Origin of the sequence: Sphingobacterium sp. FBM7-1, from assembly GCF_020687765.1 — a bacterium.
Classification (GTDB): Bacteria; Bacteroidota; Bacteroidia; order Sphingobacteriales; family Sphingobacteriaceae; genus Sphingobacterium.
Genome location: NZ_JAJEWJ010000001.1, coordinates 222,999 through 235,051, shown reverse-complemented (window position 1 = coordinate 235,051; position 12,053 = coordinate 222,999). Strand labels below are relative to the sequence as shown.

The 12,053-nt window shown below is 42.5% G+C and carries 12 protein-coding genes; 4 read left to right on the top strand and 8 right to left on the bottom strand.

Going from position 1 to position 12,053, the window contains the following annotated elements:
- Positions 1-10: 10 nt before the first annotated feature.
- From LKO28_RS01160 to pheT, 3 genes are read right to left on the bottom strand one after another with little or no spacing between them, the layout of a single operon-like run.
- Positions 11-301 carry a cell division protein ZapA gene (locus tag LKO28_RS01160; protein WP_227692680.1) on the bottom strand — a complete coding sequence of 97 codons (291 nt, stop codon included), beginning with the start codon at positions 299-301 and terminating at the stop codon, positions 11-13.
- Positions 302-350: 49 nt separating this feature from the next.
- Positions 351-659 (bottom strand): hypothetical protein, encoded by a 309-nt coding sequence (locus LKO28_RS01155; RefSeq protein ID WP_227692679.1) that lies wholly within the window; start codon positions 657-659, stop codon positions 351-353.
- Positions 660-695: 36 nt separating this feature from the next.
- Positions 696-3,089 (bottom strand): phenylalanine--tRNA ligase subunit beta, encoded by a 2,394-nt coding sequence (gene pheT, locus LKO28_RS01150; RefSeq protein WP_227692678.1) that lies wholly within the window; start codon positions 3,087-3,089, stop codon positions 696-698.
- 112 nt (positions 3,090-3,201) lie between these two features.
- Between pheT and LKO28_RS01145 the strand changes: the two genes are divergently transcribed.
- Positions 3,202-3,930, top strand: a complete 729-nt coding sequence (locus LKO28_RS01145) for a hypothetical protein (protein ID WP_227692677.1) — start codon at positions 3,202-3,204, stop codon at positions 3,928-3,930.
- A 21-nt stretch (positions 3,931-3,951) separates the two neighbouring features.
- A complete protein-coding gene (locus LKO28_RS01140) occupies positions 3,952-4,398 on the top strand; it encodes an NUDIX domain-containing protein (RefSeq protein ID WP_227692676.1) in 447 nt (148 codons plus the stop codon).
- 1 nt (position 4,399) lies between these two features.
- Here the strand turns inward: LKO28_RS01140 and LKO28_RS15395 are convergent, their stop codons facing one another.
- Complete coding sequence (locus LKO28_RS15395) at positions 4,400-4,531, bottom strand: hypothetical protein (RefSeq protein WP_262905950.1); 132 nt, start codon at positions 4,529-4,531, stop codon at positions 4,400-4,402.
- 56 nt (positions 4,532-4,587) lie between these two features.
- Positions 4,588-5,061 carry a 23S rRNA (pseudouridine(1915)-N(3))-methyltransferase RlmH gene (gene rlmH, locus LKO28_RS01135; RefSeq protein WP_227692675.1) on the bottom strand — a complete coding sequence of 158 codons (474 nt, stop codon included), beginning with the start codon at positions 5,059-5,061 and terminating at the stop codon, positions 4,588-4,590.
- Between the two features lie 209 nt (positions 5,062-5,270).
- Here rlmH and LKO28_RS01130 point away from each other — a divergent pair, with 209 nt between their 5' ends.
- A complete protein-coding gene (locus LKO28_RS01130; protein WP_227692674.1) occupies positions 5,271-5,870 on the top strand; it encodes a riboflavin synthase in 600 nt (199 codons plus the stop codon).
- Here the strand turns inward: LKO28_RS01130 and LKO28_RS01125 are convergent.
- Positions 5,858-7,600, bottom strand: coding sequence for a chloride channel protein (locus LKO28_RS01125; protein WP_227692673.1), 1,743 nt, complete (start codon positions 7,598-7,600; stop codon positions 5,858-5,860). The genes LKO28_RS01130 and LKO28_RS01125 overlap by 13 nt on opposite strands.
- Before the next feature lie 61 nt (positions 7,601-7,661).
- Positions 7,662-8,603: a hydrogen peroxide-inducible genes activator gene (locus tag LKO28_RS01120; RefSeq protein ID WP_227692672.1), complete on the bottom strand. Its 942-nt coding sequence runs from the start codon at positions 8,601-8,603 to the stop codon at positions 7,662-7,664.
- 111 nt (positions 8,604-8,714) lie between these two features.
- Between LKO28_RS01120 and LKO28_RS01115 the strand changes: the two genes are divergently transcribed.
- A complete protein-coding gene (locus LKO28_RS01115; RefSeq protein ID WP_411028032.1) occupies positions 8,715-10,880 on the top strand; it encodes a S46 family peptidase in 2,166 nt (721 codons plus the stop codon).
- 15 nt (positions 10,881-10,895) lie between these two features.
- Here the strand turns inward: LKO28_RS01115 and LKO28_RS01110 are convergent, their stop codons facing one another.
- Positions 10,896-12,053, bottom strand: coding sequence for an ABC transporter permease (locus tag LKO28_RS01110; RefSeq protein ID WP_227692670.1), 1,158 nt, complete (start codon positions 12,051-12,053; stop codon positions 10,896-10,898).

Below are 12,053 nucleotides of genomic sequence, written 5' to 3'. Positions count from 1 at the left end.
AACGATATAATTATTTACTAAAGAAATCCGTTAATACCTTATCCAATTCGTGCACCTGTTCTTCCAATCCTTCCTCATGCTGTTGTGCATTGCGTTCCGCCTTTATCATGCCAGTAGCATATTGGAGGACGCACATGGACAACAAGTCCTGCTTATCACGAACTGCATAGTTCTCCTGCAATTCCTTTACTTTTTCATTAATTAATTTCGCAGCGTGTCTAATCACCTCTTCCTCCGCCGTATCTACCCGTAATGGATAAACACGATCTGCGATATTTATTTTTATGGAAATTTCTCCCATTTTTTTTGAGCTTAAATAACGTAACAGGCTTTCGCGTTCACCCCTCCTTCTACTTCAGTAAGCCTATACATCTGTCTATTTCTCGCACAAAATCGTTAATTTTTTGCTTTGTGTCAAGTATTTTTTCATTTATGGCTTCTTTATCGCCTGCCGATTCATCCAATGTTTTTGCAACTGCCAAAGCCTTAACCTTTTCCTCTAACTGTTGTACTTTATCCGTACTTGTCTGAAACGCCACCTGTAAAGATTGCACCTCTAACTTTAGCAAATCATTTTCTTCCTGCAGGGCCTCGCACAATTGAATAAGATTCTTCGTCCTCTCGACGATGACACTCATTTGTGTAGATAATTTGGCCATATAATCTTCTCGCAATTAATTGTTAAACCAATCGAATTAGCGCACGACTGCACCAATCTCTTGTTCAAAGTTAAGCATTAATTTTTTAATAATAGCGTCAATTTGTTTGTCATTTAACGTTTTTTCTTCGTCTTGTAGAGTAAAATTGAGCGCATAGGATTTCTTTCCTTCGGGAAGTCCAGATCCTTTGTATACATCAAAGATTTGGACATCTTTTAACAGCTTGCGTTCCGTTTTTTGTGCGATTCGTTTAAGTTCTTCGAAAGTCGTGTCATCACTGACTAACAAAGACAAATCGCGTCGTACCGCAGGGAATTTTGCAACCTCTTTATATTTAATGGTATTTTTACGTATTACTTTTATAACAAGATCCCAATCAAATTGGGCGAAATAAACTTTCCCATCCACATCGGCTTTTTTAAGGTTATCCGCCGAAACGCTACCCAGTGTCACCAATGTTTTCTGTCCTTTCAGGTAGTTTAAGCCATAATCAAAATAGAGCCCATCAGCTTCCTGTACTTGCAAACCAGGAATATTTAACCGCTTGATAAGCGTATCAACAGCCGCTTTCAAATGATAAAAATTCGTCTTTTTGCTCTTTGAACTCCAATGCTCTTCTATTTGATCGCCGGCTATACACAACGATAGGTTCTGCCGCTCTTGATACCCCTCCTCGGTTTTGAAATACGTTTTACCATATTCAAAATATTTCGCATTCGGATTTTTACGCTTTTGATTGTGGGCTACGGTCGTCAATGCCGAGAACAACAGATTTTGACGCATGGTATCTAAATCCGAGCTCAATGGGTTAACTAAACGGACCGCTGTTTGTTCATCTTCGACAAACGATAATTTCGTTAGGGAATTGTTCAATATCTCACGATAACCATTTCCGATCAATAAATCTGCAACTTGGTTTAACACCACTTCTTTATCTGGTTTTTCCGTTGTGTTCAACGACGATTGGATCTGTGGTTTTAGTTCGATATTGTTATAACCGTAGATGCGCAGCACCTCTTCGATAATATCCACTTCACGTGTAACGTCCACTTTAAACGCGGGTACGCTAACGGTGATTTCTTCGCCTTTTTCTTCCGAAATACCAATCCCCAATGCCTCAATAATGGCTTTTATTTCTTCGTTGGGTATGTCCGCACCAATTAATTGGCGTACCCGACCATAATGTACCGGGAATACAAATGGTGAAACTGGATTCGGGTAGTTGTCCGTTACTGAAGAGATGATCTCTCCCCCGGCTATCTCCTGAATCATCAAGGCAGCTTTTTTCAAAGCATACAAAGGCATGTTAGGGTCCGTACCCCGCTCAAAACGGAAAGAAGCATCTGTTTTTAAACTATGACGTTTCGAAGTTTTACGTACCGAAACGGCATCAAAATAAGCAGATTCTAAAAAAATGCTGGTGGTAGTCTCGCTCACGCCAGAATGTACTCCTCCGAAAACACCGGCAATGCACATTGGTTTCTCGGCATCAGCAATCACTAAATCCTCTGTGGATAGTTTTCTCTCTATAGCATCCAAGGTTACGAAAGGTTCATTTTCATTCGCATACCGCACGACGACTTGGTTGCCGGCAATTTTCGCTGCGTCAAACGCATGTAGCGGCTGCCCTAAATCGTGTAATATATAATTGGTGATGTCTACGATATTATTAATCGGACGGATACCAATAACATTTAATTTTTCTTTTAGCCAATCGGGAGATTCTGTAACCGTAATGCCGGAAATAGTTACACCTGCGTAACGCGGGGCGGCCGCCACCGCTTCTACATCTACCCGTATGCCTGTTTCTTTTCCTTCTTGGAAAGCGGAAACGTCCGTCAAGGTATAAGGTTTACGGAAATAGGCTGCCAAATCACGGGCTACACCGAGATGAGACGCCGCATCGGCGCGGTTAGGCGTCAGTCCAATTTCATATCGGAAATCATCTTGTAGGTTAAAATAGTCTTTTACACGGGAGCCCACAACGGCATCCGCACGCAGCTCTACGATTCCGGCATGAGAACTTCCTAAACCGATTTCGTCTTCTCCGCATAGCATACCTTCGGACACTTCGCCCCGAATTTTAGATTTCGTAATTTTAAAAGGTTCTCCCGTGGTTGGGTGGCACTGCGTACCCACCGTAGCTACAATCACTTTCAGCCCTTCCCGTACGTTGGGTGCACCGCATACAATATGCAGTAACTCCGGCCGACCTACGTCCACCGTCGTAACTTTTAGTTTATCGGCATTGGGGTGTTGGGCACATGTCTTCACCTCCCCTACAACGAGCCCTTCCAAACCGCCGGGAATGGACTGTACCGTCTCTAATAACTCCACTTCTAATCCGATATCCGTTAAAATCAAAGAAAGCTCTTCCGGCGTTTTATCTGTGTTTATATAATTTTTAAGCCAATTATAGGAAATAGTCATTATTGAATCTTTATTTTAGGCACAAAGATAGTTTTTTTGAGGGGTTCGTTAAAGCCTTTCAAAATTTAATCCTTACTTTTAGGCTCTTTTTAGTGGGAGAGAAATAATGAGTATGAGCAATAACGCTAACAATCAACAGGAAAGTTTATTAGGGGATCTCGAAAAAACGATTACTATTAATCAATTGATGCAAACGCCCTTTGCGGAGCGGGACGAACAATGGCGAGATCTATTTTTAAAATATATCGATGAAGCAAATTTGAAACTTGGCGAGCCCGAAGTAGCCCTGAGTAATGATGGCTTCCCTTACATTCAGCTGCAAACTGTTACTACCGGCGAAAGCTTCCAAGCTTTTGTTATCAAAAAACAGCTGGACATTATATTAGAGCAAGGTTTTGGTGTCGTGATCAACGCCCACTTAGAACAACCTGACTGGATTTTTTCATATGGCGATTTAGTAAACCTGAAACTCAACGGTTCTTTCTATACGGATAACCGCATGTTTTCTAATCCGGACGAATATGTGGGTATATCCAAAGACGAGGAAATTCTGGTAGGGCAGCCGTCCGAAGATATTTTCCCTAGTTTTCTTCGCCGACATATCCGCGAATTTTTACAGTATTCCGGGGTAAAAAACCCTAAATTGATGCTAATTGCCCGCAATTACACCGACGAAGTGCGTGCATCGCAAGACTTGGTATTCAATATTATCCCCCTACAGTTCCCCTCCGAAAAGGACTTCAACACCATTATGAATACCTTACGTTGGTTTTTGCCGAAACATTATTCCTTTTTTGGCGTAGATGAACTGGCGATCGAGAATGGATTTCAAACCCTTTAGTAATATAAAAAATAACCTCAGATGTATTTTAACGTTCGCGTTTACGGTCTATTAATTACAAATACCAAGGAAGTTTTGATTAGTGACGAAAAAGCGCTTAATGTATCTTTTACCAAATTTCCGGGAGGCGGATTGGAGTATGGTGAGGGGCTGGTTGATGCACTCAAAAGAGAATTTATGGAAGAATGTCAACTGGAGATCGATATCGTCCGCCATATCTACACCACGGATTTCTATGAGAAGTCCAGCTTTAACGAGAGCCAAATTATCTCTATATACTACCAAGTACAGGCAAAGAGTCCGATCTTATTCGATATAAAAACCAGTCCTTTTGATTTTTCAAGAGAAAAACAACAGGACAAAATGGAGGTATTCCGTTTTATTCCAGCAGCCAACCTTCAGGAGACGGATCTCACGTTCAAAACAGACCGGATGGCCTGGCAGCAATTCCGGGAACTAATCTTGTAAGCTATCCTAGAAAGTACGCCAAAGCAATCACCACGATAACGCCGAGTACGATAATAATCATATTACGTTTGCTATCATTGTCCGATTCTGCACTTTTAAATTTATAGTCTCTTTTAAATTTATTGATGTCCATAGCAGTATCTTTTTCCTTGATGATGATATCTCTCGTAAATTTACATAAAAAAATCTTTATTCGTGGTGATAAGGCTCACCCCGTATAATGGTAAACGCACGATAAAGTTGTTCTACAAAAAACAAACGGACCATCTGATGGGAAAAGGTCATTTTGGACAACGATAGCTTTTGACCCGCCCGACGATATACCTCGTCCGAAAAGCCATAGGGGCCACCGATAATAAAAACGATATGTTGGACCGAACCGATCATTTTCTGTTCGAGGTATTTGGCGAACTCGACTGAGCCAAAGGATTTCCCGCGTTCATCTAATAGAACGACATAGTCTCCGTTATGAAGTTGTTTTAAAAGAAGCTCTCCCTCTCGAATCTTTTGCTGCTCTTGCGTCAGGTGTTTAGCATTCTTTATATCAGGGATCACAGACAGATCGAAATGCACATAATGGCGCAGCCGTTTCAGGTAGTTTTCGATACCCGTTTTGATAAAACTTTCATCTGTTTTCCCTATACACAATAACGTTACTTTCATCGTAATCGACAATTTACGGTCTTCCATTAAAAAAGCCCGGGTGTAATCTTGCGATTTCCCAGGCTTTAAAATATGTTCCCGAAATCGGGATAATCAACCTAAACCTCTACAAAGGTATAATATATTGTTAGACTGCCCAACTTTTAGACGCTTTTTTTACGGGGAAAAGAAGGTATAAAGCCTTACCTTTGTAAAAAAAGACAAAGCGTATGTTTACCGGCATCATCGAAACTATTGGAACTGTGACCCGCACCGAAACGGATTTGGGGAATATCCACTTTTTTATACAATCGACTATTTCTAAGGAGCTCAAGATCGACCAAAGCGTAGCGCATAACGGTGTATGCTTAACGGTCGTCGATATCCAGGACGATGTCCATAAGGTAACCGCGATACAGGAAACCTTGATTAAATCTAACTTAGGCGATCTTAAAGCCGGCGACCTGATTAATTTGGAACGTTGTACACCGACCAACGGTCGATTTGACGGCCACATTGTGCAAGGGCATGTAGACCAGACCGCCATTTGTGTGGCAAAAGAAGAACAGCAAGGTAGTTGGTTATTTACTTTTGCCTATCAACCAGACTTGCAAAATATCACGGTAGAAAAGGGCTCGATTACCGTAAATGGAATTAGCCTGACTGTGGTTAATTCGCAAGCCGATCGGTTTTCCGTCGCAATTATCCCCTATACCATCGCGCACACCAATCTACAACATGTTAACGTAGGCGAGACGGTCAATCTAGAGTTTGATATCGTGGGGAAATACGTATCAAGAATAATGGCAATGCGGGATCAGGCTAAGTAATTCCCCTGACGTACTAACAAGGCTCTGTATTTATTGAAAACGCTGGACTTCGAAATAAATCCTAGATAGCGGTCATTGGTGTCCACCACGGGTAATATCCATACATCGTCCTTATTCATTTTCGTCATTACACTTTCCATATTTTCCTCCTCCCGCACGACGTCATTGGGCTTTTGGGCCAAATGTTCGAAAGCTTTATCTGCTCCCTCCTCTTCATTCAACAGCATAGACAATAGTCGCTCAATATGGATCGTCCCCAGCAGTTTCCCCTTATGGTCTACGACCGGAAATATATTCCGTTTGGAATGAATGATCGCTAGTTTTCTTTCGAGGGGGGTTTCCTCGGGCCGTAAAATCACAAAATTAGTTTCAATAACATACCGCAGTTTCATCATACTCAATACTGTTCGATCCTTGTCTTCATAAGACAGGAGGTCGCCAGAGTCGGCAAGCACTTTTGTGTAAATGGAATATTGAAGTATAGACCGATTGATAAGGTAAGAAATAGACGTTACGAGCATCAAAGGTACCATCAGCGTATAACCGCCGGTAACCTCGGCAATCAAAAATAAGCCGGTCAAGGGTGCATGCATGATGCCAGCCAGTGCGCCCGCCATACCGGCGACTACAAAATTGGGCACATTTAGCATGACCATACCGGTTTGATTAATGCCGTAGGCAAAGGCAAAACCTAGCAATCCACCCATAACCAGACTCGGTCCAAACATCCCCCCGTTTCCGCCACCGTTTAACGTAAACAAGGAAGCAAGAGATTTTGCGAATAGCGTTAGCACGGTATAACAGACTACCACGCCTGCCATATGTCTGTATTCGGCAAATAGACTATTCTTCACGATAGCGTTAAATTGACCGTCCAACATTTGTTGGATGGTCAAATACCCTTCCCCGTATAACGCTGGAAAAATAAGGATCATCACGCCGAGTGACAGCCCACTAAACCAGACCTTGTTGTAGGGATTGCTAATTTTCGAAAACCAAGCTTTTACAGTTGTACTAATCTTTGCAAAATAAACGGTATATAAGCCCACCACTACAGCCAATAATATATAGAAAATAAGTGCGCCGACTTCCCAATCGCTACTCACGGTATGAAAAAGCGGCTCACTATACAGCAACCGAGATACGACGGAGGCCAGCGCCGCAGAAATCAATAGGGGAATAAAAACCGGTATAGAAAACTCAGGGAGTAAGATCTCGATCGCGAAAATCATGCCGGCTATCGGACTGTTGAAAGCTCCGGCAATTCCAGCAGCAGCGCCACAGGCTAGCAGCATCGTTACTTCTTTATAATTTAAGCCAAAAAAACGGCCCGTATTCGACCCTATTGCCGAACCGCTATAAGCAATAGGAGCTTCCAGTCCGCAAGATCCTCCAAAACCAACCGTGATGGCACTCGTCACAATCTGGGAATAAATATTGTGGGGCTCTATTCTGCTGGATTTTCGGGATATAGCATATATTATCGGCGTGATGCCGTGATCCATCTTTTTGTTTTTAATCACCTTGCGCACGTAGAGTACGCTCAATAAAATTCCCAACAGTGGGAGGACCAAATAAAAAGAATATTTATACTGCCAGTCAATATCATTCTGCAACGTGGCGGCAATAAAGTGCGTTAAGCCTTTTAGTAAAGCAGCGGCTAATCCACCAATAATCCCTACCACAAAAGCCAACATGATTAGAAAATTTCGATTAGAAATCTTCTGCATGCGCCAACGGTTTAATCTATCTAATTTTCTCCTAAGGTTTATCTTCATCCATTACGCCTCCTTAAAGGTTGAATCGCATGATTTCCTTTTTCTTCTTCGTTCTAAAACGTTCGGGTACACTATTTAAAATTTCATCTTTCAACGCATTTAACGCTTGCTTTCGTACGAAATTCGCTGCTGTTATCAAGCTGATCTCCCGGACAGGTTCGGGCGTTTTGAAATACCGAACCCGATTTAACTGGTCTTCATCATAGGCCAAAACACTCATCTCCGGCAAAACCGTAACACCGCCATTGACATCCACCATCCGTTTCAGTGTTTCTACGCTACCGGTATGATAGCCAAATGTTCCATCCTCTGATTGATTATGCTTATAATGACACATGCTCAGTACCTGTCCGCGCATACAATGACCTTCATTCAGCAACCACAGTTTTTCGTTTGACACTTCGTCTGTTGTTACGATCTTCTTCTCGAATAACGGACCTTTTTCCGAAACATAAGCGACGAAGGTTTCGTAATATAAGGGCATTTCCTCAATACCATTCTCCTGCAAGGGTGTAGATACAACCCCGCAATCTAGGCGCCCTGTCTTAAGATCCTGTATAATACGCTCTGTAGTATACTCCCATATTTCCAATTTTAGTTGCGGATATCGCCGCAAGATATTGGTCAATACATCCGGGAGCAAATATGGGGCCACGGTCGGAATAACACCCAACTTTAGTTCGCCAGAAACCACCCCCATCTCCTCTTGGAGTAATTCCGGGATTTTCTTGCTTTCATTCAGAACCACACGTGCCTGTCGAATGATCTTTTCCCCTACTTCGGTAGGTACGACAGGCTGGCGACTCCGATCAAAGATTTTCGCACCCAAGGATTCTTCCAACTTTTGGATCTGCATGCTTAACGTAGGCTGCGTGACGTAGCACCGCTCGGCTGCTGCCACAAAACTACGGTACGTATCCACCGCGATAACGTATTCCAATTGCACTAATGTCATTCGATCAACTTTAACTATTCAAAGGTAATAATTTCCCGTTGCCCTGCTATTGATTTATCCCAAGTTAGAAAACTTTCTTAACTTTGAATCACGCTAAATTTGAAGTGTATGATGAATATAAAATTAAAAGGCGGCCTATTGTGTACGCTTTTATTGGCGGCGAGTGTATTTAATTTTTCAGCCTCCATTCCCGACGAGGGCATGTTCCCCCTAAGCGAACTGAATCGGGCAGGCTTAAAAAAAGCCGGATTAAAAATAGCGGAGAAAGATATTTATAATCCCGGTCAGATTGGATTAGTTGACGCCCTGGTCCAAGTAAGTGGCTGCTCGGGTTCCTTTGTTTCGCCTAACGGACTCATTATTACGAATCACCATTGCGCCTTTAGCGCAGTACAACTAGCGAGTTCGCCCGAATTCAACTACCTGAAGAATGGCTTTGTGGCCAACACCCGGGAGCAGGAGATTGAAGCGCAGGGATTAACCATAAGAATTACAAAATCTTACGAAGACGTATCTGAAGAAATCCTAAATGCCGTCACTTCGGTTAGCGATCCAGCAGAGCGTATAAATATTATCAACAAAAAACGCGCAGAAATTGCTAAACGTGCCGAAGCAGCGGACCCTACCATTAAAGCCGAGGTATCGGAGATGTTTATCGGAAAAAGCTATGTGCTTTTCCACTACCAGACTATCGAAGACGTACGTCTGGTATATGTCCCGAGGCAAGATATCGGAGAGTTTGGCGGAGAGACCGACAATTGGGTTTGGCCACGGCACACTGGTGACTTTTCCTTTCTGCGCGCTTATGTTGCACCAGACGGCTCCACTGCAAAATATGCCAAAGAGAACGTGCCTTACCAACCGAAAAAGCATCTCAAAGTAAATCCCAAAGGCGTCAACGAAAATGATTTCGTCTTTATACTAGGCTATCCGGGCAGAACGTTTCGGCACCGGCCCGCACAGTACATTGCGTATCAACAGAAATATTTATTACCCTATACATCAGAACTATACGACTTTCAAAATCAACAGATGCTAATAGTCGGAAAAGAAGATCCGAAAACAGCGCTTGCCTTGGCTACACGCATAAAACGCAATGCGAATGTGATGAAGAACTATCGCGGAAAACTGAAAGGTTTACAAAATTTGGATTTGGTAGATCGTAAAACAAAGGAAGACGAGGCGCTACGGAAGTTCATCGACAGCAAGCCCAGTCTTCAGGCGAGATACGGCACCTTGATGGCGGATATAGACGAACACTATCAAGCAGTGTTTGCCCTGGCACCCAAAGAACTTTGGTTCAACAATATCTACAGCAGCGTCTCCTTGTTACGCGTAGCGTATACCATACGGGATTTCAAAGAAGCGATTTTGAAACAAAATGGACTTAAAGCGCAAGAAGAAGTGTTTGCTCTAAACATCAATCAACTAAGAGAATACCTAGACAATATATATGGAAGTTATAACCTTACGGTCGACAAAAACATTGGTCGTCGGATGTTCGAAGATGCTTATCAGCTGGACGAAGTAAACAAACTAAATTACTTCGGGAAGAAAAATTTCGCGAGCAAAACAGAAGCAGGCGATTACTTGGTTAGCGTTTTAGAAAAATCCAAACTCAACAACAAAGAGCTGCTCTACCAAACGATATTGAAAGATATCCAATCACTTAAGAATTATAACGATGACCTATTAGTAATGCTGGACGAGCTGGACAACGAACGGGAAACATTTAATGCCGAACAAAAGCGCCGGGAAGGCAACTTGAATAGATTAATGGGCGACTATGTAGCGGTCAAAGAGCGATATCAGGCGAAAAACTTTATTCCGGACGCCAATTCTACGCTCCGCCTTACCTTTGGAAATATAAAAGGATACAGCCCTGCCGATGCCACTTATATGAGTCCATTTACTACGATAAAAGGACTGTTGGAAAAAGGCAATTCCGGATTAGCGGAATATGAATATCCCGAAAGTATCAAAACCGCGTGGCTCGAAAAAAATTTCGGTGCTTACGCCAAGAAAGACTTGAACGATGTTCCGGTAAATATTCTCTATAACATGGATACCACTGGAGGAAACTCGGGCTCACCCATTATGAACGCCCATGGCGAATTAATCGGAGTCAACTTTGACCGTGCCTATGATGCGACCATAAACGATTTTGCCTGGAGCGAAGATTATAGCCGTTCCATTGGTGTAGATATTCGCTACGTCTTATGGATAGCCGATAAAATCGACAATGCACAATTTATTTTAAAGGAAATGGGAATTTAAGTAAAGAGTAACCAGTTATTGGTTACTCTTTACTTTCCGTATCTTCACGGCCAGCACTACTGTAGCAATAACAAAACACACTGCAGCAATAATGGCCATGGCGATTAAACCGCTATAGGTATGATAATTTTCTCCGTGCTGGATAAACATAACTCTAAAAATGCGTAGGTAGTGGGTAGAAGGAATGACATCCGCAATAAGCTGTACCCAGGTTGGCATCAAACTAGACGGCCAGGTGAAACCACTTAAAATGAACGCTGGTGTTGCGATAACCATTAATATCTCCGTGGCTTTCAATTGTGACGGCAAAACGATGCTTACCAAAACACCGATAAAACATACCGCTAGCATAAAGACAAACGTACATAACACAAACCACCAAAAGTCGGCATGCAGCGGCATCTCATACCATTTTCCAAATCCCCAATACAAGATCAATATACCAATGGACATGAGGATATAAGGAATAATTTTAACAAAAATAAGCCCTACGGGATTCCGCATTCTCTGCGCTAATTCGACAAAGGTACCGTTTTCAAATTCCGAGGAAAAAGATAACGCCAACCCCAACAGTAGTACCTGTTGCAATACAATAATCAATACACCCGGCAGCATAAAATACAGGTAATTACCACTTCGGATATTCTGCCTTACCATGGTCGTTTTGAAAGGTTCGTATTGTTCAGCTGCAATCTTGGCAGGAACGCCTTGTTTCATCTGCGTCTCTATTTGTACACCCGCTTTGAGCGTCATCGCACAGACATTCACTGCCATGGCAGCTGTATTTGAAGTCAGGGTATTGGAACCATCCACAAAAATGGTCACTTCCGGAACCCGCTTTTGCTGGACACCTGCTGCAAAGCCCTTTGGGATATGCACAATAACCGTTGCATCATGTTCAATAGCAATCTCCTTTGAATCAAACAGCGATGGCAGCATACGCACCACCTTGATGCTTTCGTTGTCGTTCATCATGTCAACAAAAGTAGCGCTCATTGGACTACTGTCCTCATCGACAACAATAATCGGCATTTCCGTTACTTTCCCTTGTTGATACACATGCCCGATCAATACACCATAGAGAATAGGTGCGCCAATAAAGAGCATCATTAGCACACTGTTGTTGAAAAAGAGCTTAAACTCGCGTTGAATGAGTTCGATAAATTTTTTCAC